The 25,709-nt window shown below is 68.3% G+C and carries 22 protein-coding genes and 1 tRNA gene; 8 read left to right on the top strand and 15 right to left on the bottom strand.

What is annotated here, in order from left to right; genetic code table 11:
• Positions 1 to 29: 29 nt before the first annotated feature.
• A complete protein-coding gene (locus tag F6W70_RS07210) occupies positions 30 to 1,289 on the bottom strand; it encodes an ABC transporter substrate-binding protein (protein WP_235562516.1) in 1,260 nt (419 codons plus the stop codon).
• 200 nt (positions 1,290 to 1,489) lie between these two features.
• On the opposite strand from F6W70_RS07210, the gene F6W70_RS07205 reads away from it, so the two are divergent.
• Positions 1,490 to 2,641 (top strand): ROK family transcriptional regulator, encoded by a 1,152-nt coding sequence (locus tag F6W70_RS07205; RefSeq protein ID WP_127482453.1) that lies wholly within the window; start codon positions 1,490 to 1,492, stop codon positions 2,639 to 2,641.
• Positions 2,642 to 2,660: 19 nt separating this feature from the next.
• On the opposite strand, the gene F6W70_RS07200 is transcribed toward F6W70_RS07205, so the two are convergent.
• The 8 genes from F6W70_RS07200 to F6W70_RS07165 all read right to left on the bottom strand — a co-directional run bounded on the left by F6W70_RS07200 (position 2,661) and on the right by F6W70_RS07165 (position 12,819).
• A complete protein-coding gene (locus F6W70_RS07200) occupies positions 2,661 to 3,935 on the bottom strand; it encodes an alpha-L-fucosidase (RefSeq protein WP_373695300.1) in 1,275 nt (424 codons plus the stop codon).
• A gap of 94 nt (positions 3,936 to 4,029) precedes the next feature.
• Positions 4,030 to 5,058: a ketol-acid reductoisomerase gene (gene ilvC / locus F6W70_RS07195; protein ID WP_017830815.1), complete on the bottom strand. Its 1,029-nt coding sequence runs from the start codon at positions 5,056 to 5,058 to the stop codon at positions 4,030 to 4,032.
• Positions 5,059 to 5,137: 79 nt separating this feature from the next.
• Positions 5,138 to 5,647: an acetolactate synthase small subunit gene (gene ilvN, locus F6W70_RS07190; RefSeq protein WP_017830816.1), complete on the bottom strand. Its 510-nt coding sequence runs from the start codon at positions 5,645 to 5,647 to the stop codon at positions 5,138 to 5,140.
• Between the two features lie 3 nt (positions 5,648 to 5,650).
• A complete protein-coding gene (locus F6W70_RS07185; protein ID WP_151486267.1) occupies positions 5,651 to 7,453 on the bottom strand; it encodes an acetolactate synthase large subunit in 1,803 nt (600 codons plus the stop codon).
• Between the two features lie 51 nt (positions 7,454 to 7,504).
• Positions 7,505 to 9,223 (bottom strand): dihydroxy-acid dehydratase, encoded by a 1,719-nt coding sequence (ilvD, locus tag F6W70_RS07180; RefSeq protein WP_017830818.1) that lies wholly within the window; start codon positions 9,221 to 9,223, stop codon positions 7,505 to 7,507.
• A 9-nt stretch (positions 9,224 to 9,232) separates the two neighbouring features.
• The gene (gene otsB / locus F6W70_RS07175; RefSeq protein ID WP_151486266.1) at positions 9,233 to 10,030 is read right to left on the bottom strand and encodes a trehalose-phosphatase; all 798 of its coding nucleotides are present in this window, start codon (positions 10,028 to 10,030) and stop codon (positions 9,233 to 9,235) included.
• Between the two features lie 56 nt (positions 10,031 to 10,086).
• A complete protein-coding gene (locus F6W70_RS07170) occupies positions 10,087 to 11,499 on the bottom strand; it encodes an alpha,alpha-trehalose-phosphate synthase (UDP-forming) (protein ID WP_055868667.1) in 1,413 nt (470 codons plus the stop codon).
• Between the two features lie 63 nt (positions 11,500 to 11,562).
• The gene (locus F6W70_RS07165; protein WP_055872690.1) at positions 11,563 to 12,819 is read right to left on the bottom strand and encodes an MFS transporter; all 1,257 of its coding nucleotides are present in this window, start codon (positions 12,817 to 12,819) and stop codon (positions 11,563 to 11,565) included.
• 300 nt (positions 12,820 to 13,119) lie between these two features.
• Between F6W70_RS07165 and F6W70_RS07160 the strand changes: the two genes are divergently transcribed.
• Positions 13,120 to 13,419, top strand: a complete 300-nt coding sequence (locus F6W70_RS07160) for a hypothetical protein (protein WP_017830822.1) — start codon at positions 13,120 to 13,122, stop codon at positions 13,417 to 13,419.
• Between the two features lie 24 nt (positions 13,420 to 13,443).
• Here the strand turns inward: F6W70_RS07160 and F6W70_RS07155 are convergent, their stop codons facing one another.
• The 3 genes from F6W70_RS07155 to F6W70_RS07145 are packed head-to-tail and all read right to left on the bottom strand — an operon-like array spanning position 13,444 to position 16,064.
• Positions 13,444 to 14,628 carry an acetyl-CoA C-acetyltransferase gene (locus F6W70_RS07155; protein ID WP_151486265.1) on the bottom strand — a complete coding sequence of 395 codons (1,185 nt, stop codon included), beginning with the start codon at positions 14,626 to 14,628 and terminating at the stop codon, positions 13,444 to 13,446.
• Complete coding sequence (locus F6W70_RS07150) at positions 14,621 to 15,289, bottom strand: CoA transferase subunit B (protein WP_170287867.1); 669 nt, start codon at positions 15,287 to 15,289, stop codon at positions 14,621 to 14,623. The genes F6W70_RS07155 and F6W70_RS07150 overlap by 8 nt, the downstream gene beginning before the upstream one ends.
• Position 15,290: 1 nt before the next feature.
• Entirely contained in the window at positions 15,291 to 16,064 is a 774-nt protein-coding gene (locus F6W70_RS07145) for a CoA transferase subunit A (RefSeq protein ID WP_055868674.1), read from the bottom strand.
• 104 nt (positions 16,065 to 16,168) lie between these two features.
• Here F6W70_RS07145 and F6W70_RS07140 point away from each other — a divergent pair, with 104 nt between their 5' ends.
• The 4 genes from F6W70_RS07140 to F6W70_RS07125 are packed head-to-tail and all read left to right on the top strand — an operon-like array spanning position 16,169 to position 19,174.
• Positions 16,169 to 16,954, top strand: coding sequence for an IclR family transcriptional regulator (locus F6W70_RS07140; protein WP_151486264.1), 786 nt, complete (start codon positions 16,169 to 16,171; stop codon positions 16,952 to 16,954).
• Between the two features lie 35 nt (positions 16,955 to 16,989).
• Positions 16,990 to 17,427, top strand: coding sequence for a MarR family winged helix-turn-helix transcriptional regulator (locus tag F6W70_RS07135; protein WP_017830827.1), 438 nt, complete (start codon positions 16,990 to 16,992; stop codon positions 17,425 to 17,427).
• Positions 17,424 to 18,653, top strand: coding sequence for an MFS transporter (locus tag F6W70_RS07130; RefSeq protein ID WP_151486263.1), 1,230 nt, complete (start codon positions 17,424 to 17,426; stop codon positions 18,651 to 18,653). The genes F6W70_RS07135 and F6W70_RS07130 overlap by 4 nt, the downstream gene beginning before the upstream one ends.
• A gap of 38 nt (positions 18,654 to 18,691) precedes the next feature.
• A complete protein-coding gene (locus tag F6W70_RS07125) occupies positions 18,692 to 19,174 on the top strand; it encodes a YbaK/EbsC family protein (RefSeq protein WP_151486262.1) in 483 nt (160 codons plus the stop codon).
• A gap of 103 nt (positions 19,175 to 19,277) precedes the next feature.
• Here F6W70_RS07125 and F6W70_RS07120 read toward each other — a convergent pair whose 3' ends face one another.
• Together F6W70_RS07120 and F6W70_RS07115 are read right to left on the bottom strand one after the other, a co-directional pair.
• Positions 19,278 to 20,780: an Ig-like domain-containing protein gene (locus F6W70_RS07120; RefSeq protein ID WP_151486261.1), complete on the bottom strand. Its 1,503-nt coding sequence runs from the start codon at positions 20,778 to 20,780 to the stop codon at positions 19,278 to 19,280.
• 332 nt (positions 20,781 to 21,112) lie between these two features.
• A tRNA-Lys gene (locus F6W70_RS07115) sits at positions 21,113 to 21,185 on the bottom strand.
• 156 nt (positions 21,186 to 21,341) lie between these two features.
• Here F6W70_RS07115 and F6W70_RS07110 point away from each other — a divergent pair.
• Both F6W70_RS07110 and F6W70_RS07105 read left to right on the top strand, forming a co-directional pair.
• Entirely contained in the window at positions 21,342 to 22,139 is a 798-nt protein-coding gene (locus tag F6W70_RS07110) for an inositol monophosphatase family protein (RefSeq protein ID WP_151486260.1), read from the top strand.
• Between the two features lie 20 nt (positions 22,140 to 22,159).
• Positions 22,160 to 22,726 carry a hypothetical protein gene (locus F6W70_RS07105; protein ID WP_055868701.1) on the top strand — a complete coding sequence of 189 codons (567 nt, stop codon included), beginning with the start codon at positions 22,160 to 22,162 and terminating at the stop codon, positions 22,724 to 22,726.
• A gap of 23 nt (positions 22,727 to 22,749) precedes the next feature.
• Here the strand turns inward: F6W70_RS07105 and F6W70_RS07100 are convergent, their stop codons facing one another.
• The gene (locus F6W70_RS07100; RefSeq protein ID WP_151486259.1) at positions 22,750 to 25,620 is read right to left on the bottom strand and encodes an HAD-IC family P-type ATPase; all 2,871 of its coding nucleotides are present in this window, start codon (positions 25,618 to 25,620) and stop codon (positions 22,750 to 22,752) included.
• Between the last annotated feature and the right edge of the window lie 89 nt (positions 25,621 to 25,709).

Here is a 25,709-nt window from a genome sequence, read left to right as displayed (position 1 = left end):
GCATTGCTGCTGCGGTGGCCGGAGCCGGGTCACTCGCCGAACTGCGCCTGCGCGTTCGAGAGCAGCTCTTCCATCGTCATCTGGCCGTTGTAGACGCTGACCAGGTTCGGCTGGATGTAGCTGTCGAGCTTCTGCCAGTTCTTCGTCATGTACAGCGGGACCGTGTCGCCGAAGGCCGCCTCGAAGACGGACTGGACCTGGTCGCGGTACTGCTCGTCGATCGACTCGAAGTACAGCGGCTGCGACGACGTGCGCGCGGGGTACGAACGGCCGGACGACGCGATGTAGTCCTGTGCGTCCTCACCGAGAAGCGAGCCCATGACCTTGAGCGCGGCCTCGGGGTTCTTGCAGTTGGCCGAGATGCCGTAGCCCGAGCCGAGGATCGGACCGGGGTTGCCGTTCGCGCCGGCGGGCAGCGGGACCATGCCGGCCGCGAAGCCGGACTCGTTGTCGAGGTAGCTCACGGCGTTCCACGTGCCGTCCACAGCCATCGCCGCGTTGGCGCCCGTGTACTGGTTCTCGCCCCATCCGGTGTCGGAGGCGGATGCCACGGGTGCGGCGACCTTCTTCTCGGTGACGAGCTCGGCATACCAGGTCGACGCGTCGACGAAGGCCTTCTCGTCGATGTGCAGCGTCCCGTCCTCGGAAGCGGGCTGCGTCGCGGAGTACGCGATGGGCATCGACATCCACTGGTAGCCGCCCATGCCCATGCCGAAGCCGTACTTGCCGTCCTTCGTCGCGGCGGCGGCGATGCTGTCGAAGTCGTCGAACGTCCAGCCGATCTCCGGGGTGGGGGCGCCGGCCGCGGTCAGCATGTCCTGGTTGTAGTAGACGAGCATGGTGGCCACGTCGAAGGGCACGCCGTAGACCTTGCCCTCGAAGCTGAGGATGCCGTCGGCACTCGGGTTGAAGTCCGCCCAGTCGATGCCGGCCGTCTTGAGGTCGGCGTCGCTCAGCTCGCGGAAGCCGCCCGTGTAGCCGCCGAGCTGCGCACCGCTCATGCCGGTGACGCAGGCCATGTTGCCGCTGGCCATGTTCGTGGTCAGCTTCGTGAAGAAGTCGCTCCACGGCGACGTCTGCAGCTTGATCTTGATATCGGGGTTCTGCTCCTGAGCGAACGCGACCTGCGCCTCGAGGGCATCCACGTCGGACTCGCTACCCGCCCACATGTCGACCACGATGGTGTCGCCGTCGGCGGAACCACCGGTGCCGCTGCCGCTCGCGCAGCCGGTCATCGCGACTGCGACGCCGGCGACGGCGACCACAGCCCCTACACGCAACTTCTTCATTGAATGCCTCCTGGAAGGGAACTGGTTATTTCGAGGTTCGAATTAACCTAGTAGGATTTCGTATGAAGTCACCGTTTCATACTTCGCAAGGGGCCGCAAGCTGAACATCCGATGTTTATCGGACCTTGATAATTCGTAACTCCCGGGAAACACGACGATCCCCCGCTACGCTGACGATGCTCCGACAGGAAAGTGCTCCCATGACCAACTCCGCAGACACCACCGTCGACGATCCCCACACGCGGCGGATCCTCGACCTCGTCGCCCGCGGCGAGGCGCGCTCACGCACAGAGCTGGCCGCACTGCTGGGGGTTGCCGCGTCGACGGTCGGGCTCCGCGTGCAGTCCCTGCTCGATGCCGGGGTGCTCAGGGAAGCGGGAGACGGCACATCTCGCGGTGGTCGACGTCCCCGGGTGCTGCAGATCGCCGCAGACGGCTTCGTGCTCTCGGCCGACCTCGGCGGCGGACACGCCCGGATCGGCAGGCACTCCCTCAGCGGCGCACTGCTGGACAGCGAGTCGATCGCCGTCGACGTGACCGAGGGGCCCGAGGCCACGCTCGATCGCCTCGCCGTCGTGTTCGACCGCCTCACGAGCACGGGTAGGGTCCATGCGATCGGCATCAGCCTCCCCGGGCCCGTCGACATCGCGACCGGATCGGTCGACCAGCCCTCTCGCATGCCCGGCTGGCCAGGATTCCGCGTCGGCGAGCACCTCTCGGCGCGCTACGGCGTCCCCGTGGCCGTCGACAACGACGCCAACCTCGCGGCTCTCGGCGAGCACCGTGAGCGCTTCGGACACACGGGACACAGCATCACCGTCAAGGCCGGCACCGCGATCGGCAGCGGCATCATCGTCGACGGACGGGTGCATCGAGGAGCCACCTCAGCCGCGGGTGACATCACCCACACCCGCATCGACGGCAGCGGCGACATCCCGTGCTCGTGCGGCAACACCGGCTGCCTGGAGACCGTGGCCAGCGGCGCGAGCCTCGTGCGGCAGATGCGCGAGCGCGGCAGCGACTCCGTGCACACGACGACCGACGTGCTGAGCCTCGCCCGCGACGCCGATCCGCTGGCCACCACTCTGGTGCGCACCGCCGGCACTCACCTCGGACAGGCGCTGTCCGGAGTCGTGAACTTCTTCAACCCGCACGCGGTGTTCCTCACGGGCAGCATGAGCGCCTCCGAGCCGTTCATCGCCGCCGTCCGCAGTCGGGTGTACGAGGCGTGCCACCCGCTGGCGACCCAGCGTCTGCGGATCGAGTCGGCGACCACGGGCGCCGATGCCATCCTGCACGGTGCCGCACGCCTCGCGCTGGAGGGCATGGACCTCCCCGTGGCGACGGCCTGAGCCGCCGCCACGGACAGGGTCACTCCCCGATCAGGGTCAGCTCGATCACGGGCACCAGAACGTCAGGGCGACGCACCGGAAGGTGCACGGTCAGAGTTCCCTCCGCCTCGCCGGCCGGCGTCATCAGCTCCGCCTCGCGCTCGGGATCGGACACGCTCGTCTCGAGCCACGAACCGTCGTTGAGCAGTCGTGCATAGGAGACCTTGCCGGCGAGTTCGGGAAGATGCACGAAGCCCATCGGCCAGCTGAACAGGCTCAGGTAGAGGCGGTTCCCGCTGCGTGTGTACACACCCTCGCGCGGCGGAGTGAATGCCGCATACCCGGCGCCGACCACGGCGCCACGGTGCAGGCGCATCCACTCACCGATCTCCCCCAGCGTCTGCGCATCGCGGGGCGCGATCGCCCCGCGTCCGTCCGGGCCGATGTTCAGCAGCATGTTGCCGCCCATCGAGACCGAGTCGACCAGCATCTGCACGAGCATCGTGGGTGACTTCTGGTCGGTGTTGTCGCGGTGATAGCCCCAGGACCCGTTGAGCGTCTGGCAGGCCTCCCAGGTCAACGGCACGCCGTCACGCACGATCGGCGAGGTCGGCTGGTACTGCTCGGGGGTGACGAAATCGGCCGGAATGCCCAGACGGTCGTTGACGAGCATGTTCGGCTGCAGCTCCCGGCACAGCGCGAGCAGCGCGGTGGCGTCCCAGTCGTCGGGTCCCTTGCCTGCCCAGCCGTCCTTCTCCTCGGGGTATGTGAAGTCGAAGAAGAGGTAGTCGATGTCGCCGTAGTCCGTGAGGAGCTCGCGCACCTGCCCGTGAAGGTAGGCGCGGTACGCCGCCATGTCGCGGCCGACGTTGAGCTCGGCGGCGCCCTCGTCATCGCGGCGCGGGTGGTTCCAGTCCACGGTGAAGTCGGGGTGATGCCAGTCGATGACCGAGTGGTAGAGCCCGACCTTGAGCCCCTCGGCCCGCAGCGCCTCCACGTACTCGCGCACGAGGTCGCGTCCGGTGTTCGCCACCGACGTGTAGTCGGTCAGCTTCGAGTCCCAGAGGCAGAAGCCGTCGTGGTGCTTCGTGGTGAGCACCACGTATCCCATGCCCGTCTCCTTCGCGGTGCGGGCGAGGGCCGCGGCGTCGAAGAGATCCGGGTCGAAGTGCTCGAAGTACTGCCGGTAATCCTCGTCGGTGAGGCGTTCGTAGTTCTGGACCCACTCGTGCCTGGCGGCGCCGCTGTAGAGGCCGAAGTGGACGAACATGCCGAACCGAGCCCGGTCAAACCATTCCTGTCGCATGTCTCCCATCCTGGCATAGACATCGGATGTTTGCGCCTTGGGGTTCATCAGAAAACGAAGAACGGGCGCCCCCGAGGGGACGCCCGTTCTTTCGAGAATCGAATCAGCGAGCAGCGCTGCCGTCGACATAGTCCTCGTCCTGCTGCTTCCATGCGAAGAGCGAACGCAGCTCCTTGCCGGTGACCTCGATCGGGTGCTGCTCCTCCTTGGCGCGCAGCGCCAGGAACTCCTCGGCACCGTTGTCCTGGTCGTCGATGAAGCGCTTCGCGAAGGCGCCGGACTGGATGTCGGCCAGCACACCCTTCATGCTCTCCTTGACGCGCTCGTCGATGACGCGCGGACCCGAGACGTAGTCGCCGAACTCGGCGGTGTCGGAGATCGACCAGCGCTGCTTGGCGATGCCGCCCTCCCACATCAGGTCGACGATCAGCTTGAGCTCGTGCAGAACCTCGAAGTACGCGATCTGCGGCTGGTAGCCCGCCTCGGTCAGGGTCTCGAAGCCGGCCTGCACCAGGTGGCTCACGCCGCCGCAGAGAACAGCCTGCTCACCGAACAGGTCGGTCTCGGTCTCTTCGGTGAAGGTGGTCTTGATGACACCGGCGCGGGTGCCACCGATGGCCTTCGCGTAGGAGAGCGCCAGGTCCCAGGCCTTGCCCGATGCGTCGCGCTCGACGGCGATGATGTCGGGGATGCCGCGGCCGGCGACGAACTCGCGACGGACCGTGTGGCCGGGAGCCTTCGGGGCGACCAGGATCACGTCGACGCCCTCGGGAGCGTCGATGTAGCCGAAGCGGATGTTGAAGCCGTGCGCGAAGGCGAGCGTCTTGCCGGCCGTGAGGTTCGGCGCGATCGACTCGCTGTAGATCGTGCGCTGGTGCTGGTCCGGCGCGAGGATCATGATGACGTCGGCCCACTCGGTGGCTTCGGCGACGGTCTTCACCGGGAAGCCGGCCTCCTCGGCCTTGGCGGCCGACTTGGAGCCCTCCTTGAGGGCGATCGCGACCTCGACACCCGAGTCGCGCAGGTTCTGCGCGTGGGCGTGGCCCTGCGAGCCATAGCCGACGATCGCGACCTTCTTGCCCTGGATCAGGGACAGGTCTGCATCGGCGTCGTAGAAGATCTCGGTGCTCACTTTGTGTTTCTCCTTGTTCTTTGCGTTTCGTCTGGCTTCGCGTGCTCGATGAGCGGCGAAAACTCGGTACTCAGGTTGGTCAGCCGCGCAGGACGCGCTCGGTGATGCTCTTGCCGCCACGGCCGATCGCGAGAAGACCCGACTGCGCGATCTCCTTGATCCCGAAGGGCTCGAGCGCGCGCAGCATGGCGTCGACCTTGCCCTTGTCGCCGGTCACCTCGATCACGAGGGCGTCGGAGGCGTAGTCGACCACCGAGGCGCGGAAGAGGTTCACGACCTCGATCACGTTCGATCGCGTGGCGTTGTCGGTGCGCACCTTCACGAGCATGTGCTCGCGCTGCACCGACGTGGCGAAGTCGAGCTCGACGATCTTGATCACGTTGATCAGCTTGTTGAGCTGCTTGGTGACCTGCTCGAGCGGGAGCTCGTCGACGTCGACGACGACGGTGATGCGGGAGATCCCCGGCACCTCCGTCACGCCGACGGCGAGGGAGTCGATGTTGAAGCCGCGGCGGGCGAAGAGCCCCGCGACACGGGTCAGCAGGCCGGGGGTGTTCTCCACCAGCAGGCTCAGCACGTGGGTCGACATGGATCAGTCCTCCTCGTCGAATGCGGGCGCGTGCTCGCGGGCGTACTGGACATAGCTGTTGCTGACTCCCTGCGGCACCATCGGCCATACCATGGAGTCGGCGCTCACGACGAAGTCGATCACCACGGGGCGGTCGTTCGTCTCGAGCGCGAGCTGGATGGCGGCGTCGACCTCCTCCTCCTTCTCCACGCGGATCGCGAGGCAGCCGTAGGCCTCGGCGAGCTTGACGAAGTCGGGGATGCGGATCGTGCCGTGACCGGTGTTGAGGTCGGTGTTGGAGTGACGGCCGTCGTAGAACAGTGTCTGCCACTGCCGCACCATGCCCAGCGACGAGTTGTTGATGATCGCGACCTTGATCGGGATGTTGTTGATCGTGCAGGTCGCGAGCTCCTGGTTGGTCATCTGGAAGCAGCCATCGCCGTCGATCGCCCAGACCGGTCGCTCGGGCTGCGCCACCTTGGCACCCATCGCTGCGGGCACCGAGTAGCCCATCGTTCCGGCGCCGCCGGAGTTCAACCAGGCGTTCGGACGCTCGTACTTGATGAACTGCGCCGCCCACATCTGGTGCTGGCCGACGCCCGAGGCGAAGATGCCCTCGGGGCCGGTGAGCTCGCCGATCCGCTGGATCACGTACTGCGGGGCGAGGAGGCCGTCCGTGGTCGGCGCGTAGCCGAGCGGGAACTCGGTGCGCAGACCGTCGAGGTACGACCACCACTCGTCGATGTCGGGCTTGGTGCCTGCAGTCGCTCCGCGGAAGGCCGCATCGAGGTCGGTGAGCACGTCGCGCACATCGCCGACGATCGGCACATCGGCTGTGCGGATCTTGGAGATCTCAGCCGGGTCGATGTCGACGTGGACGACCTTCGCGTTCGGTGCGAACAGTGCCGCCTTGCCCGTGACACGGTCGTCGAACCGTGCGCCGAGCGACACGAGCAGGTCGGCCTCCTGCAGCGCCAGCACCGCGGGAACCGTGCCGTGCATGCCCGGCATGCCGAGGTGCTGCGGGTGAGAGTCGGGGAACGCGCCGCGCGCCATCAGCGTCGTGACGACCGGTGCACCGGTGGACTCCGCGAGCTCGAGGAGCTCCGCCGACGCCTTGCCGCGGATCACGCCACCGCCGACATACAGCACCGGCTTCTTGGCCTCGGCGAGCAGAGTCGCTGCGGCCTGGATCTGCTTGCCGTGCGCCTTAGTCACCGGACGGTAGCCGGGGAGGTCGATCTTGGGCGGCCACACGAACGGGGCGGTCGCCTGCTGCGCGTCCTTCGTGATGTCGACCAGCACAGGACCGGGGCGTCCGGTACCGGCGATCTCGTAGGCCGCAGCGATCGCACCGGGGATCTCGGACGCATCCTTCACCAGGAACGAATGCTTGGTGATCGGCATCGTGATGCCCACGATGTCGGCCTCCTGGAACGCGTCCGTCCCCATCAGCGTCGAGAACACCTGGCCGGTGATGGCGAGCATGGGCACCGAGTCCATGTAGGCGTCGGCGATCGCGGTGACGAGGTTGGTCGCACCGGGGCCGGAGGTGGCGATGCACACGCCCACCTTGCCGGATGCCGACGCGTAACCCTCGGCCGCGTGGCCGGCGCCCTGCTCGTGCCGCACCAGGATGTGGCGGAGCTCGGAGGCGTCCAACAGCGGATCGTAGACCGGGAGGATCGCGCCGCCGGGAAGACCGAACACGTCGGTCACGCCGAGGAGCTCGAGCGAGCGGACCACGGCCTCCGCACCGGTGATCTCCGGCGCAGAGGATTGACGGGCGGGCGGCCTCGGCACGGCCGGGGCGGAATCAGCAGTCATGAGTTTCCTTCTGATGATCTGTGCAGGACGCCGGATGCCGGAGCGTCCGGGTCAGCCGGTGGTCGCGCCCTCGGCGGCGGACCGCACGAGACGCGAGTACTTGGCAAGAACGCCTCGGGTGTAGCGCGGGGGAAGCGGCTCCCAGCCAGAACGGCGGGAGGCGAGCTCTGCCTCGTCGACGAGTAGATCGAGAGAGCGAGCTGCGATATCGACCCGTATCAGATCACCATCGCGCACGAAGGCGATAGGACCTGCGTCCACCGCTTCGGGTGCTATGTGGCCGATGCACAGGCCGGTTGTGCCGCCTGAGAATCGTCCGTCAGTCAAGAGTAGTACATCTTTTCCGAGCCCAGCGCCCTTGATGGCCGCCGTGATGGCGAGCATCTCGCGCATGCCCGGTCCGCCCTTGGGGCCCTCGTAGCGGATCACGATGACGGTGCCGGGCTCGATCTCCCCCTCGGCGACGGCGTCCATCGCGGCACGCTCGCGCTCGAAGACGCGGGCGGGACCCTCGAAGACGGCCGCATCGAAGCCGGCGGTCTTGACGACGGCACCCTCGGGAGCGAGCGAGCCGTGCAGGATCGTGAGGCCGCCCGTGGCGTGGATCGGGTTGTCGAACGTGTGGATGACCTCGCCGTCGATCGGCTGCGGGTCGAGGTCGGCGAGGTTCTCGGCGAGCGTCTTGCCCGTGACTGTGAGCGCGTCGCCGTGCAGCAGTCCCTCGTCGAGCATCGCCTTCATGATCACGGGGATGCCGCCGTGACGGTCGACGTCGTTCATGACGTACTTGCCGAAGGGCTTCATGTCGGCGACGTGCGGAACCTTGTCGCCGATGCGGTTGAAGTCGTGCAGGCTCAGCTCGACCTCGGCCTCGCGGGCGATCGCGAGCAGGTGCAGGACGACGTTGGTGGAGCCGCCGAGGGCCATCGCGAGGGCGATCGCGTTCTCGAACGCCTCTTTGGTGAGGATGTCGCGGGTCGTGATGCCCTGACGGAGCAGGTTCACGACGGCCTCGCCCGAGCGGTGGGCGTAGTAGTCGCGACGGCGGTCCGCTGCGGGCGGAGCCGCCGAGCCCGGGAGGCTGAGCCCGAGGGCCTCCGCGACCGAAGCCATGGTGTTGGCGGTGTACATGCCGCCGCACGCGCCCTCACCCGGAGCGATGGCGCACTCGATGCGCTTCAGGTCCTCCTCGCTCATGAGGCCGGCGCGACACGCACCCACAGCCTCGAACGAGTCGATGATCGTGACGTCCTTCTCGGTGCCGTCCGAGAGCTTGACCCAACCCGGAGCGATCGATCCGGCGTACAGGAACACACTCGACAGGTCGAGGCGCGCACTGGCCATGAGCATGCCGGGGATCGACTTGTCGCACCCGGCCAGGAGCACCGAGCCGTCGAGGCGCTCTGCCATCATCACGGTCTCGACCGAGTCGGCGATGACCTCGCGCGACACGAGCGAGAAGTGCATCCCCTCGTGGCCCATCGAGATGCCGTCGGAGACCGAGATGGTGCCGAACTGCAGCGGGTAGCCGCCGCCCGAATGCACACCCTCCTTCGCCCCCTGCGCGAGCCGGTCGAGGCTCAGGTTGCAGGGAGTGATCTCGTTCCAACTCGAGGCGATGCCGATCTGCGGCTTGTCCCAGTCGGCGTCGCCCATGCCGACGGCACGGAGCATACCGCGGGAGGTCGTGGCCTCGATGCCGTCGGTGACGACGCGGCTGCGGGGCTTGATGTCGATGGGCGCGCTGCTGGCGGGATCATGCGAGGACATGACGGAAGTCTATTGCCGTGCGGAGGTGCGTTCGTCCGCCAACGCCTCCAGAAGCTCGGCGATCTGTTGTGGAGTGTCCACACGCAGGGTCGCCACGCTCTCCCCCGGCCCCACGCGCACGCCGAGGTCACCGGGCTCCAGCACGCGCATCGCGTCCTCGTCGGTCACGTCATCGCCGGCGAACAGGATGCCGGTCGCGTCGAACCGTTCGCGGAGGGCCGCCATCGCGGCATCCTTGCCCTCGGTGCGCGAGGAGAACTCGAGCACCCGGTGACCGGAGCGGCGCCTCCAGTGCGGGAAGCGCTCGGCCACGAGGGCGTCGATCTCGGCGAAGACGCGCTGCTCGGTCTCGGCATCGGCGCGACGGGTGTGCACGCCCATGCCGAAGGTCTTGGGCTCGAACTCGGCACCGTCGTAGCGGTCGATGATCGGCTGGGCCGCCGCCCAGAGCTCTTCGCGCGCACCGTCTTCTGTCGCCTCGCCCGGAGCGTCGACGTCGCCTTCGCCCGGAAACCAGTACTGCGCGCCGTGAGAGCCTGCCAGGGCGATCGCGGAGTCGTCGGAGTGCTCGGTGATGACGCGGAGATCGTGCATGCTGCGTCCGGAGACGTAGGCGACGACCGTGTCAGGTAGTGCTGCAAGACGATCGACCTGGACGGCGACCTCGGGGAGCGCCCGCGCCGCCATCGGGTCGGCGACCAGCGGAGAGGCTGTGCCGTCGAAGTCGAGGGCGACCACCAGCCGGGGCGTGGCGGCCAGGGCCTTGAGGTCGTCGTCAGCGGTTCCGGGGATCCAGGGGCGCGTCATGGATGCTCCAATCACAGGGGTCGTGCGTGTGGGCTCGGGTTCGGTGTCGCGGGTGCTCAGCGGCCGCGCACCTCGGAGAGGGCCTTCAGGAACGACGACGACCAGGCGTTCACGTCGTTGTCGAGCACACGTCGGCGAAGCGACCGCATGCGGCGACCCTGCTCAGCGGGCGGCATCTCCACCGCCGTCATGATCGCGTCCTTGAGCCCCTCGATGTCGTGCGGGTTGACCCGGACGGCCTGGCGCAGCTCATCCGCCGCGCCGGTGAACTCGCTCAGCACGAGCACGCCGCGGTCGTCGACACGGGTGGCGACGTACTCCTTGGCGACCAGGTTCATGCCGTCGCGCAGAGCGGTGACGAGCATCACGTCCGCGGCCAGATACAGCGCGACCATCTCCTCGCGCGGGTATCCCTGGTGGAGGTATCGGATCGCGGAGTGGCCCATGGTGTCGGTGTCGCCGTTGATGCGGCTGACGGCGAGCTCGATCTCGTCACGCAGGTGCACGTAGGCGTCCACACGCTCGCGACTGGGGCTGGCGACCTGCACGAGCGTCACGTCCTCGACCTTGAGCCGGCCCTCGGCGAGGAGCTCACCGTACGCCTTGATGCGGTGGCGGATGCCCTTGGTGTAGTCGAGGCGGTCGACCCCGAGCAGGATGCGCTTCGGATTGCCGAGGCTCGCGCGGATCTCCGCTGCCCTCGCACGCACGTCCTCGCGAGCGGCGAGCTCGAGGTAGGGAGTGGTGTCGATGGAGATGGGGAACGCTCGCGCCATCGCGGTGCGCGTGCCCTCGCCCTCCCCCTCGGGCACGGCGACATGCGGACCTTTGACCTCGTAGCGCAGTCGGCGGCGCACGGCGGTGAGGAAGTACGTGGCATCCTGTGCGCGCTGGAAGCCGATCACGTCGGCACCGAGCAGGCCACGCAGCACCTGATCGCGCCAGGGCAGCTGCGCGTACAGACCGTGCGCGGGGAACGGGATGTGGTGGAAGTACCCGATCGTGACGTCGGGGCGCAGCTCACGCACCATCTGCGGCACGAGCTGCAGCTGGTAGTCGTGCACCCAGACCGTGCCCTCCGGCGCCGCAGCAGCAGCCGCCGCCTCGGCGAAACGGCGATTCACGGTGACGTAGGCGTCCCACCACTCACGGTGGTACTGCGGCGGTGCGATCACATCGTGGTAGAGGGGCCAGATGGTGTCGTTCGCGAAGCCCTCGTAGTACTCGGCGACCTCTTGGGCGCTCAGGGCGACCGGGATGAGATCGATGCCGTCGGCCTCGAAGGGCGCGAGCTCCAGGTCGGCCTGACCGGCCCAACCGACCCAGGCGCCGTGCACGCTGCGCATCATCGGCTCGAGGGCCGCGACGAGGCCGCCGGGGGATGTGCGCCACGCCTCCTCGCCATCGGGGCCCACCACGCGGTCCACGGGCAGGCGGTTGGCGACGACGACGAAATCTGCTGCGGCCACGAGGGCTCCTCCCGGGGGTTTCCTCCAGGCTATCGAGGAACCTCGATTTCCGCGGATCGATCGTCAGGGCTTGACGGGAGCCGCTCGACGCTTCTCACCGCTGAGCATCCAGTTCGCGACTCCCGCGGCGAACGCGATGAACGCGGCGACCATCGGCAGCAGGAGCGCAGCCGGAGTCCCGACGCTCTCGGCGATCTCGCCCGCGAAGGCGGCGCCGATCGACTGCCCGACCACGACGCCGGAGCCCAACATGGTCATGACGGTGGCCGAGCGCCCGCGCGGGCTGCGAGCGGCGCCGAAGCTGTACTGCGTGACGAGTGTGGGGCCGATGCCGATGCCCATGATCGCGAGCGCCACCATCATGGTTCCCGGCGTGTCGACGAAGCCGAGCAGGAGTGTTCCCGCCAGCAGGATGCCCGAGAAGACGAGCCACCGCGCACGCATCGAGAACGCGGCGGGAAGCCACGCGACACCGAGCGCGAGAATCGCGGAGCCGACGCCCATGACGCCGTAGAGGAGGCCGGCCTGCTCTGGTGCACCGCGGTCGGCCATGAACGATGTGAGCGAGGTGAGCATCGTTCCGAAGAAGATCCCGACACCGAGGATGCCGACGACCACGATCAGCAGCTGGGGCCGGAACAGCTCGGAGACGGTCGACGGCGCCTTGCCATCCGCATCCCGATCCTGCGAGACGTGCCGTCCGCTGGGGTGCAGGGCGAAAGCCCCCACGAACACCACGGTCAGCACGGCGGCTCCCACCAGCGGCGCCCACGGCGCGATCGCCGAGGCGAGGATGCCGACGATGAAGGGCCCGAAGACGAACACGGTCTCATCGGCGGCCGACTCGTAGGCCATCGTGCCCGATACCGTCTTGGCGCGGCGCCCCTCGGGCATCCGGTCGCTGATGATCGTCACCAGACGCGACCGCGAGAGCGGCGCGACCTGCGGAGCCGTGGCCCCGATGCCGACCGCCGCGAGCAGCACGAAGCCGTCGGCGGCGGTGCCGTAGACGACGAACGTGAACAGCAGGAGCATCGCCCCGTTCGCCAGGGCGAGCACCAGCAGCACGGTCCGCTGTCCGAACCGGTCGGCCGCGGCTCCCAGCAGCGGCCCGAAGCAGGCGGTGCCGAGGCCGACGGCCGCGGAGGTGAGCCCGCCCAGCGACAGGGAGCCGCGAGCGGAGACGACCACCGTCAGCACGCCGACCACCATCATGGCGAACGGCAGTCGCGCGATGAAGGCGATGAGGAAGTAGGGAAGGCCGGCGAGACGGAGAAGGCTCGGCTCGGCGAGTTGCTGCGATGTTGTTGCGCGTGTCATGGCTCTCGCGCGTCGAAGACGCGATGTCGGGTGCCGCCGCTGTCCGTCGGAATGCCGACGGCCGGTAGATACACGGTTGTGCGGCCGCGGGCGAGCCGCGACCTGGCCATGATAGCGGGTGCACCCGGGCATCGGCAGGGAGACTCCGGGTCCGTGCTCTCCGCGCGCGCTCGACACGCACGCCGCATTCGACTCGCTCGTCTGCGGGCGCTGCGCTTCATCTGCCCCTCCCTTGCCAGGATCGGGGAGGGGTTGTCAAGGCTCGGTGCGACCGGGGGTGCGGGAAGGTACCGTGGGGGAATGCGCTACCTCTTCAGCACCGGACTTGTCGCTGCGATCTCCGCCGGGGTCTCCCTGCTGCGCGGCACCCGCGAGCAGCCCGTCACCTGGCGCGCCGTCCTGTCCTGGGTGAGTTGGGCGATCACCATGGCTCTCGCCGTCGGCGCCGTGGTCGACATGAACCGCGAGCGACGCGGTGTGCGGGTCGACGCCGATTCCCCGCAGTCGGTCAAGAAGGCGAAGAAAGCGCAGCGACTGCAGTTCCGTTCGCAGAAGGCCCTCGCCGACACGCAGGACCACGCCAAGGACGCACGTCCCTGAGCGCGGTCCCGCCCGCGACTCCCGTCACCGGGTGAGGATGAGCGCCTCGCCCTGACCGCCGCCGCCGCACAGGCCGACGGCTGCCGTTCCTGCGCCTCGACGCGCGAGCTCGTGCGCGACATGCACCACCAGCCTGTTGCCGGAAGCGCCGATCGGGTGGCCGATCGCGATGCCGCCGCCGTGGATGTTCACGATGGCCTCGTCGAGGCCGAGTTCGACCTGCGAACGCGCGACGACCGCACCGAACGCCTCGTTGATCTCCACGAGGTCGAGATCCGAGGGGGCGATGCCCTGCTTCTCGCACGCGCGCTCGATCGCCCGCGCCGGCTGCGCCTGCAGGGAGTTGTCCGGCCCAGCCGTCTGCCCGCTCGCGCCGACGGTCACGAGCACGGGCCATCCCTTGGCCTGGGCGGTCCGTCTAGTGGTCACGACCACGGCCGAGGCGCCGTCCGAGATCGGTGAGGAGTTCCCCGCGGTGATCGAACCGCCTTCGGCGAAAGCTGCGCGCAGCCCCGCGAGGGTCTCGACCGTGGTGTCGGGGCGCACGCCCTCGTCCCTCGTGACACGCACGGGCTCGCCGCGGCGCTGGGGAACGTCCACGGCGACGATCTCCTCATCGAACACGCCCGCTTCCTGCGCGGCGGTGGCGCGCTGATGCGAGAGCGCGGCGACGCGGTCCTGCGCCTGCCGGGTGAGATCGAAACGCGCGTTGTGCCGTTCGGTGGATGCCCCCATGCTCTCCCGGTCGTACGCATCCGTGAGCCCGTCGTAGGCCATGTGGTCGAGCACCTCGACGCTCCCGTATGCCCAGCCGTCGCGCGATCCCATGAGCAGGTGGGGTGCGCGCGTCATCGACTCCATCCCGGCGGCGACCACCACCTCGGCGTCTCCGGTGCGGATCATCCGCGCCGCGTCGATGACCGCGGTCAGCCCTGAGAGGCACACCTTGTTCACGGAGTGCGCGGGAACGTCCCAGCCGATGCCCGCGCCGATGGCCGCCTGACGGGCTGCGTTCTGCCCGGATCCGGCGGCCAGCACCTGACCGACGATCACCGCGTCGATGTCTGCGGGTGCGATGGAGCCCTGCTCCAGGGCTCCACGGATGGCCAAGGAGCCGAGCTGGGGGGCGGTGAACGCGGCGAGCTGCCCCTTGAGGCGTCCCTGCGGGGTGCGAGCAGCGGCGACGATGACGACGTCGTTCTCAGTCATGGTCCATGATCCTTCCGGTGAGCAGAGCGTGGGAGACGATGAGGGGTGGTTCGGTCGCGGCGATGATCTCGTCGACCGTGACGTCGGGTGCGGTCTCGACGAGCACCAGCCCCTCTGCGGTCACGTCGATCACGGCGAGGTCGGTGATGATCCGATCGACCACACCGCGACCGGTCAGCGGCAGCGAGCATTCGTCGACGATCTTCGCCGAACCGTCCTTCGCGACGTGCTCCATGAGCACGATGACCCGGCCGGCCCCGTGCACGAGATCCATCGCACCGCCGGGCCCCTTCACCATCTTGCCCGGGATCATCCAGTTCGCGAGATCGCCGGTCGCGGAGACCTGCATCGCCCCGAGGATCGCCGCGTCGATCTTGCCTCCGCGGATCATGCCGAAGCTGGTCGCCGAGTCGAAGAACGCGGCGCCGGGAAGAGTGGTGACCGTCTCCTTGCCCGCGTTGATGAGGTCGGGGTCGACGGATTCCTCGCTCGGGTAGGGACCGACGCCCAGGATGCCGTTCTCCGACTGCAGGACGACGGTGATACCGCGCGGCACGTGGTTGGGCACGAGCGTGGGCAAGCCGATGCCCAGGTTCACGTAGGCGCCGTCCTGCAGCTCGGCGGCCGCTCTGGCGGCCATCTGCTCTCGGGTGAGTGTCATCTCAGGCTCCTTCCGCGGCGACCGTGCGCCGCTCGATGCGCTTGGGGATGTCGGTGCCGACCTCGACGATGCGATGCACGAAGACCCCGGGGAGGTGGATGCTGTCGGGATCGAGCTCCCCCGGCTCCACGAGCTGCTCGACCTGGGCGATGCAGATGCGACCGGCCATCGCGGCGAGCGGATTGAAGTTGCGCGCCGCCTTGTTGAACACGAGATTGCCGTGGCGATCTCCGCGGGCGGCGTGCACCAGAGAGAAATCGGTGGTGATCGCCTCCTCGAGCACGAAGTCCCTCGCCTCCCCGTTCACCTCGAAGCTGCGCACGTCCTTCACCGGCGAGGCGACCGCGATCGTGCCGTCCGGGTTGTACCTGCGCGGCAGGCCCCCCTCGGCGACCTGCGTGCCGACGCCCGTCTGGGTGAAGAAACCCGCGATCCCCGAGCCGCCGGCCCTGAGCTTCTCGGCCAGGGTGCCCTGCGGGGTGAGTTCGAGCTCGAGTTCACCGCTGAGGAACTGGCGCTCGAACTCCTTGTTCTCCCCGACATACGACGATGTCATCTTGCGGATGCGCTGGGCGGCGAGCAGGACGCCGAGGCCCCAGTCGTCCACTCCGCAGTTGTTGCTCACGACGCTGAGGTCTCTCGTCCCCTGCGCCAGAAGAGCCTCGATCAAGGCGATCGGGTTCCCGGACAGGCCGAACCCGCCGACCGCCAGTGACGATCCGTCCTCGATGTCGGAGACGGCCGCCTCCGCTGACTCCCACTGCTTGTCGATCACGTCGGCTCCTTCGGTTCCGTGCTCTCCTCAGCATCCGTCCGGGGGAGCCGTCCGGGAAAGCCGGATCTTGCGATGTGGCCGAACCCAGAGGTAGCGTCCACATTATGGAACCCACAACCTCGGTGCCCGGCACTCAGGCGATCGCCAGGGCCGCACGTCTTCTACGTCTGGTCACGGCCGCAGGTTCCGACGGGGCCTCACTTCAGGAGCTCGCCATAGCCGCCGACCTCTCGCGTTCGACCGCCCACCGGCTCCTGAGCGCTCTGAAGTCGGAGGGCCTCGTCGACCGCGACGGCGCGAGCACCAGGTGGATGCCGGGTCCGGAGCTGTTCCTCATGGGATCGGTGGCGGCCGCGCGGTACGACGTGACAGCACTGGCCCGGGACATCGTGCGCTCACTAGCGGTCAAGACCGAGGAGAGCGCGTTCCTCTCCGTCCGGCGCGCAGACGAGACGGTGTGCCTGCTCCGCGAAGAGGGCTCCTTCCCTATCCGATCCTTCGTCCTCAGTGAAGGAGTGCGCTTCCCCCTCGGTGTCGCCAGCGCCGGGCTCGCCATCCTCGCCTTCCTCCCTGACCACGATGTGGATGCCTACTTGGAACGTCATCCCGAGCTCGAGGGCTCCTGGGGACGCGTCCACGGTCAGCGGCCCCTTCGGACACGTCTCGCCGAGACCAAGGAACGGGGATACGCGGTCAACCCCGGTCTGATCGTCGAGGGCAGCTGGGGCCTGGGCGCCGCGGTCTTCGATCGCTCCGGCCGCCCGGAGTGGGCGCTGAGCCTGACGGGCGTCGCGTTCCGCTTCGGCCCCGACCGGATGGCCGAGCTCGGGCGGACCCTCCTCGCGCACGCACATCAGCTCTCCGCGCGGATCTCCAGCACGAGGCGGTGATCCGATTGCATACCATCGGGTATATACTCGCTGGTATGAATCGTGCGGATGTCATCCCCTCCCTCGTCCTCTCGGGATACGCACTCGGCCGCATCGCCGCTCAGGACGCCGGAAACGACGCCCCTGCGGCGCAGTGGCGGGTGCTGAGTCTGCTCGAGCAGGCAGGAGCCAGGCGAGTGGGTGAACTCGCCCACGCAGCGCGGACCACGCAACCGGGCATGACGCGTCTGCTCGGTGCGCTCGAGCGCGAGGAACTCGTGCGCCGCTCCCCCGATCCCGACGACTCCCGCGCGACCGTCGTCGACATCACCTCCCGGGGCACTGCTGCGCTCGCCTCGTGGCGCGCCGAGTTCCGCGAGACGCTCGCGCCGAGGTTCGCCGCGTTGACCGATGCGGAATGGTCTGCCCTCACCCGCGCGGCGGAGATCCTCGCCGCGCACACCGCCACTGATCGAACAGGAGAATCTCGGTGAACACCCCCGCCACCCCCTCGGTGTGGAAGCAGCCGGCACAGGTCTGGGCCGTCGCCTTCGCCTGCGTCGTCGCCTTCATGGGAATCGGACTCGTCGACCCGATCCTTCCCGCGATCGCCGAGTCGCTCCAGGCATCCCCGGTCGAGACGGAGCTGCTGTTCACCAGCTACCTGTTGGTGACCGGGCTCGCGATGCTCGTGACCAGCTGGATCTCCAGCCGCATCGGCGCGAAGGCCACCCTGCTCATCGGACTGGCGCTGATCGTGGTGTTCGCGCTGCTGTGCGCCTTGAGCGGCAGCGTCGATGCGGTGATCGGATTCCGAGCCGGCTGGGGTCTCGGCAACGCCCTGTTCATCTCGACGGCGCTGGCGACCATCGTCGGCGCAGCCTCCGGGGGCAGCAGCGCGGCGATCGTCCTGTACGAAGCGGCGCTCGGCCTCGGCATCGCCATCGGTCCGCTCCTCGGCGGTCTCCTCGGTGAGCAGAGCTGGCGCGGACCGTTCTTCGGCGTCGTCGTGCTGATGGCGATCGCCTTCGTCGCCGTGCTCGTCCTCCTGCCCGGGCCCCGGGAGAAGCGGGTCCCCGTGAAGTTCTCCGCCCCGTTCACCGCCCTGCGACGCCCCGCACTCGCGGTACTGGCGATCACGGCCCTGTTCTACAACATCGGCTTCTTCGTCCTGCTCGCGTTCTCACCGTTCCCCCTGGGCTTCGGGGCGATGGGCATCGGCCTCACGTTCTTCGGCTGGGGTGTCGCACTCGCCGTCACCAGCGTCTGGGTCGCGCCGCTCCTCATGCGCAGGATGCCCCGCACCCGCATCATCCTGGTCGTGCTCCCCCTGCTGGCGATCGATCTCATCGCCGCCGGACTCCTGGTGGCGAACGCCGCCGCGCTGGTCACCTGCATCGTCGTCGGTGGACTCCTCCTCGGCGTGATGAACACCGTGCTGACCGAAGCGGTGATGGAGGCGACCGACCTCCCCCGCTCCGTCGCCTCCTCGGCATACTCGGCCGTCCGCTTCCTCGGCGGCGCGATGGCTCCCCCGATCGCGGCGTTGCTGTGGCATGCGTTCAACGCGACGGTGCCCTACCTCTTCGCCGCCGCCTCGGTGCTGCTCGCCGCCCTCACCGTCCTCCTCGGACGCCGGGCACTGGCCCACATCGACGACGAGCCCGCTGACGCCACGACGGAAGACGCCGCAGCGATCCTCGTCGGTGACGCCGCCTGAGTCGGCACGGCCGAACGCTCCTTGGATATCGTGGGGCGATGAGTGAAACGGCTTCTCTCCCCGAACGCAGCAGGATCGTGCAGCGACACCTCGCGGAAGCGGGCGTCGACACCGTGATCCGTGTGCTCCCCGATTCGGCGCGCACGGCGGCGGAGGCCGCGACGGCGATCGGATGCGAGGTGTCGGCGATCGCCAACAGCCTCGTCTTCCTCGCCGACGGCGCGCCCGTTCTGGTGATGACCAGCGGCGGACACCGCGTGGATCTCGTCACCCTGACGAGCAGCATCGGGGTGGACGAGGTGGCCATGGCCCCCGCGTCCATCGTCCGCTCTGCCACGGGCCAGGCGATCGGTGGCGTCGCGCCCGTCGGACACCCCGCACCGCTTCGCACCTACATCGACGAAGAGCTGCAGCAGCACGCGACGCTCTGGGCGGCCGCGGGGCACCCTCACACCGTCATGCCGTTGACCTTCGAACAGCTCCGCACCATCACCGACGGCACGGTCATCTCTGTGGTCTGACTGGCGCAGCACCGCGGTCCCTCGCGAGCCGCAGGCACCCGCGGAAACGGCGAGGCCGGCGCCCAGGAGCGGAAGCTCCTCGGCACCGGCCTCGTGCGATCGATCAGTCCTGGGTGACGCGCGCACGAGCGCGCACGGCTCCGAGAACGGTGAGCGCCATACCGAGCACCAGCGCCGCGCCCCCAGCCCAGAGCATCCCGGCGGGTACATTCCCTCCGGTGGTGGCCAGCGACGATCCGCCCGTGAGCGGCAGCTCGGTCGGTGGCGTGACGACGGTCGGCGGCGTCGTCGGCGGAATCACCGGCGGCGTCGTGGTGGCTGTGTTGGTGAGGGTGACTGCGAGCGTGGTGCCAGCTCCGACGGTGAGCTGAGCTCCCCCATCGGCCAGCGCGGTGACCCCGGTTCCTGAGAACACGGGCGCACCCCACTCGATTCCGTCGAGGACCGGCGGAGTCAGCTCCGACAACGTCACCACGGTCCCCGCCGGCAGCTGGATGAGCGGCGCAGTGGCCCCGGCCGTGACGGTGACGGTGCGTTCGACGACCGGATCACCATAGCTGTATCGCACCGTGTACTCGGCATCGGCCGGCACGCCGGACGCACCGGATCCGCCGACGAGCTTGGTCACGGTGAACGCACCGGTCGCGTCGCCGTCCCCGGTCCCTCCGCCCGTGACCGTCCACGCCCTCGTCTCCTTGAGCTTGACGCCGTTGACGTCGGCCGTGTTGGCGAAGGTCGCGCCGTCCGCCTGCGAACTCGGCACGGTGAAGTACTTCACGAAGTACATCCGCGTCGGGTCGACCGGTCCAGGGATCTCGAGGTGGAAGGAGGTTCCGTCGGCGTTCCAGGATCCGGTCCAGTTCGTGATCGGCTGCGGATCCTGGTCCTGCATCGTCGTGCTCCACACCACGAGCTGACCGTCTTCGTTGTGATGCTCCGCGAGCCCGTCACCCGCACCGGTGAGGGTGTCGTCGACCACGATCGACTCCGCACCCTCGAAGCTCGCACCGGGCAGCATCAGCTGCCACGCGATCCTGCCGTCAGCGGTCTGCCACGACCACTTCTGCGGGTCGGTGGGCAGCGGCGAGGACGGACCGATACCGCCACCGGGGATCTCGACCGGCGTGATGGTGCCGTCGACCGTGAACTCCACCGTGCTCTCCGTCGTCTGCTCGTCAGCCGAGGCGACGAACCACAGCGATCCGGTCACCCCGGTGCGCCCGTTCACGTAGTCGGTGAGCGTGCATGTCACGACCGGAGAGGCATCGGAGCTCACGGTGCACTCGGCGATCGCCTTGCTCGGGTCCTCGGCCGAGGGCACGGAGAACGACGTCCCGGCGCTGGCGAACTCCTTCGGGAGCGTGAATCCGAAGGTCTGACCGCCGACGGCCCCATCCGGCACCGCCCAGTCGGCGTCGACACGCACCCGGTCCCACTGCGACACGCCGCCACCACCGCCCACGGTCGTCACGGTGATCGACGACGGATCGATGGCCGCGGGATAGTCGTACTCCGCCGCCGAAGCGGCCCCCGCCCCCGCGAGAGTGATCACGGTGGTGAGCACTGCAGCTGCCGCGGCGATGATCGCGGTCGTCTTTCGGCGCACGACGGCGCCGCCTCTTCTCTCGTGCAAGATCTTCCCCAGTTTCTTGATGGCCCCACTCCTCCGGCGCGGCTGCTGCGCAGCTGTGCCTCCGAAGGCGCGAGGCGTGTGTCCCCACCTGAGAGACCACGTCGAGGCCGATCCATTACGCGATACCGCCGGATTCCCCACACGGACCCGACTCGGAACCACGACGGGATCGACGACAGCGCTGCGGGAGCGGAGGGCAACCGGCCGCACCAGACGCGACCGGAGTCGGACTCGACGTATCGCGTGACGCAGCACAGAAAGCAGAAAAGCCCCGGTAGATGGCGAGATCTACTGAGGCTATTCCGTGCACCCCCTCGGACTTGAACCGAGAACCCACTGATTAAGAGTCAGTTGCTCTGCCGATTGAGCTAGAGGTGCGTGGCCCGGGATAACCCCGACCGAGGAATTACATTACCAGCCGACCGGGTCCATGTGAAATCGAGCTCGGACCCCGGGCGCGCCGCCCCGGAAACGGCGTCGAAACATGGCCTTTCGGCCCTCCGACGGCGTGGACCCGACGACTATTCTTAGACCGTGACCACCTCCCCCTACGCTGAAGCCCTGCGCCACGACCTCGAGCTCGCCCTCCGCCTGGCCGATGCCGCCGATGCGCAGTCGCTCCCCCGGTTCGATGCCTCGGACCTCGAGATCTCGACCAAGGCCGACAACTCCCACGTGACGGACGCCGATCTCGCCACCGAGCGTGCGATCCGCAGCATCCTCGAGACCGAGCGTCCGGAGGACGGCATCTTCGGCGAGGAGTTCGGCGCTCAGGGCAGCACACAGCGACAGTGGATCATCGATCCGATCGACGGAACGGCCAACTTCCTTCGTGGCGTCCCGCTCTGGGGCACGATGATCGCACTCGCGATCGACGGCGTCCCCCAGATCGGTGTCGTCAGCATGCCGGCGCTCGGACGACGCTGGTGGGCATCAGAAGGACAAGGCGCCTGGACGACCGTCGAGGGCGAAGCGCGCCGGCTGCGCACCTCGTCCGTCTCCTCTCTCGACGACGCGAGTGTGAGCTTCCAGAGCATCGCGCAGTGGGCGGAGGCCGACCGCCTCGACACGCTCCTGACCGTCGCTGAACGAGTCTGGCGCGACCGCGCCTACGGAGACGTCTACTCCTACATGCTCCTCGCAGAGGGGCGCATCGACATGGTCGCCGAGTTCGGCGTCAAGGAGTACGACATCGCCGCAGCGGTGCCGATCGTCCGCGAAGCCGGCGGACGGATGACGGCTGTCGACGGAACCGAGACGATCTCCGCGCGCTCGACACTTGCCACCAACGGAACCCTTCACGGTGACTTCCTGACCCTGATGCAGAGCTGAACCGAACGACGAGGACCGCGATGAACTCCCGGATCATGTCCGCCGCTGCGGGCGTGCTGCTGCTCGCCGCAGCCCTCAGCGCGTGCTCTGCACCGGAACCACGGCCCTCGTCGACGCCTGAAGCCGTCGACCCCCGCCCGACCGAGACCACCGCCCCCGTGAGCTCTCCGACACCCGAGGCGCCCGAAACGGAGCTGACCTGCGAATCGATGATCTCGGCGGGCACGGTCGCGGCCCTCGCCGAGGCCGGCTGGACGGCCGAGACGAAGGAGTTCGTCGCCGGGGGCGTCGAGCTGACCGAGGGGCTGCTGTGCTTCTGGGCCGACTACACCGTCGGTTCCGACCACGGGCAGCTCTACGGCTGGTCGGCCATCGACGACGCCGATGCCGCCTCGGCGCAGTCCGCTCTCCTCGCCGAGGGCTGGAAGCGCGAGGACGGAGCGGACGGTGTCTACTTCACCGAAGACCCCAGATACGCAATGGGTACGGATGATGACGGCTACGGGATGACCTACCTGTTCGGCGACGGCTGGGTGCGCCTCGCCGACACTCGGCAGGGGCTCATCCTCATCGAGTGGCCTCGCTGAAGATGAGCAGACGTCAGCGCCCGCTACGGGGCCGCTGAGCCCATCGAGCTCTCGAGGATGCGTCCGAAGGTTCGCGACACCGGCGGAGTCCACAGCAGAACGATGATCCCGGCTGCGAACGCGGCGGTCAGGGCGGCTCCCCAGTCCCAGCGGTCCCCGAAGACGAGCACGATCACGCTGAGCGCGATCGCGAGCCCGAGGAAGATCGTGAGCATGAGGCGCGAGAGTCCGCTCCCCCGGCGGATGCCTGCGGCGACCGCGAAGACGAGGAGGCCGAACAGCGCGATGGCCGCCCCGGTGAGGGAGAACACCGAGGCGCTCACATCCGGGTCGTAGCGCCCCAGGAACACCAGGATGCCGAACCCGGTCGCCAGGGCGCCGAAAGCGTACGCCAGGACGGCGACCACGGTCGTGATGACACCGGCGACGACACGGGGAGCGGATACCGGCGGTTCGGATGCGCTGGTGGCGACGCTCGGATCCTTCCGCGGCGGCGGTGACAGCACGAGGCGGCGGTGCAGCAGCCGCACGACCTCGATCGCTGCGACCATGACGATCGTGATCCCGGTGAGCGCGACGGCGAGCTCCGGCCCGGGATCGACGAGCACGAAGAACTGTCTGGCCAGCGGAATGCTGAACACGGCGATGAGCAGGATGAACATCGCCCCCACGACGGCCACCTTGAACCGATTGAGCGGGCGCGCGAGGACGGCCAGCACCCAGATGCCCACGACGGCGAGGATGACCGTGGCTCCTGTGCGCAGCTGCTCCTCGTGCACGCCCAGTCCGTGCGCGACGAACGTGTACCAGGTCAGTCCCAGGGCGACGACGATGCCCGAAGGGATCGCGAAGCTGAGCGAGCGCCGGAGGAACCCCGGGACGTAGCGCGCCGCGTTGGGCATGAGCGCGAGGAAGAACGCGGGGATGCCGATGGTGAGGCCGTCGGTGATGGAGAGCTGACGCGGCAGGAACGGGAACTCGAGGACGAATGCGCCGAAGATGATCGCCAAGAGCGTCGCATAGACCGTCTTGTTCAGGAACAGCATCGAAACGCGCTCGATGTTCGCGATGACCTGGCGCCCCTCGGCGACGACATCCGGCAGGTGCGAGAACTGTCCGTCCAGCAGCACGAGCCTTGCGACGGCCTTGGTGGCCGGCGATCCCGAGTTCATCGCGATCCCGATGTCGGCCGCTTTGATGGCGAGGGCGTCGTTGACGCCGTCGCCGGTCATCGCGACGGTGTGCCCGTGGCTCTGCAGCGCCGTGACCATGCGCTTCTTCTGCTCGGGGGTGACGCGTCCGAACACCGTGTGCCGGTCGAGCACGTCGGCGAGTTCGGCATCATCGTCGGGAAGCCCTCTGGCATCGAACCCTTCGGCGACGTCGAGACCGACCTCGCGCGCGATGGCTGCGACGGTGCGAGGGTTGTCGCCCGAGATGATGCGGATGCCGACTTGCTGGCGCCCGAAGTACGCGAGGGTCTGTGCGGCGTCGGGGCGCACCTGCTCCCGGAACGTGAGCACGATGATGGCCTTGAGACCGTCAGGGAGCCGCTCGGCATCGACATCGGCCTCGGAGAGCACCGCGTCGGCATGACCGAGGACCAGCGTGCGTCGGCCGGTCTCGGCTAACGCGGTCACGGTGCGACCGAGCTGCGTGGCCGACGACGTCGCCGCATCGCCGAACACCATCTCCGGCGCCCCCATGACCCATGTCCCAGGGATCTCGGCGAACGAGACCGCGCTCCACTTGCGTGCGGACGAGAACGGGATGTAGCCCGAGACGACGACAGGCGAGATCACAGGGTAGGCCGTTCGCATCGACCGTGCGGTCGCGTTCGCATCGGGCGACGCGGCGTACCACGCCAATACCGCCGCCGCGTCCTCCTCCTGCGGCGAGGTGAGCCCGTCGAGGCGGTGCGCCTCGTCGAACCCGATCTCGCCGACTGTGAGCGTGCCGGTCTTGTCGAGGCATACCACATCGACGCGCGCGAGGCCTTCCACCGCCGGCAGCTCGTTCACCAGCACTTGCCTGCGGGCGAGCCGTGACGCTCCCACCGCGAACGCGATGCTCGTCATGAGCACGAGGCCGAGCGGGATCATCGCCGTCAACGACGCGATCGTGTTCACCACCGCCTGCACCCAGGCACCGCTCGAGAAGACCGTGGAGTAACCGCCGAGAACGATGATCTGCGCATTGAGCACGAGAAGCCCGACCGGGCCGATGATCCAGCTGACACATTTCAAGACCCGATTGACCGATGTGCGCAGCTCACTGGAGACGAGAGAGAAGCGCTTGGCCTCACCCGCGAAGTGGTTCGCATAGGAGTCAGCGCCCACGCGTGTCGCGGTCGCGGTTCCTTCTCCCGCAACGACCACGGCTCCGGAGAGCGCGTCGTCGCCGGGCTGCTTCTCCACCGGGTCCGACTCCCCCGTGAGCATCGACTCGTCAATCTGGAGCCCTCGCGCGGTGAGGACCCGCGCGTCGGCCGGTACCTGCTCTCCGGCCCGGAACACGAGGACATCGTCGAGGACGACCTCTCCCGGCGCGACCTCGACCTCCTCACCGTCTCGGAGGACCAGCGCGCGCGGTGCGTTCATCAGCGCGAGACGGTCGAGTGCGGACTTCGCCCGGAACTCCTGCACGCACCCGATGATCGCGTTCGCGAATGCCGCGAGTCCGAAGAGGGCATCCTGCCATCGCCCGACGAGGAACAACACGAAGAAGCAGGCGAAGACGATGCCGTTGAAGAGGGTGAACACGTTCGCGCGTACGATGCTCCACGCGCTGCGACTGGTGTCGGCGACGAACGCATTGGTCTTGCCGGCGGCGACGCGTTCGGCGACCTCGGTCCTGGTGAGACCGCTCGTGGGTGGTTCCGAAGTGTTGTCCACAGACCTCAATATAGAGCGCCCCCGGCCGTTGTCGAGTGCGTCGCGATGCCATCGCGCCGGAGGGACGGCGCGGGGTCGTTCTCGTGTTG

Origin of the sequence: Microbacterium maritypicum, from assembly GCF_008868125.1 — a bacterium.
GTDB classification, from domain to species: Bacteria; Actinomycetota; Actinomycetes; order Actinomycetales; family Microbacteriaceae; genus Microbacterium; species Microbacterium maritypicum.
Note: the sequence above shows the minus strand (reverse complement) of the source record. Positions and strands in the feature narration are given on the sequence as shown.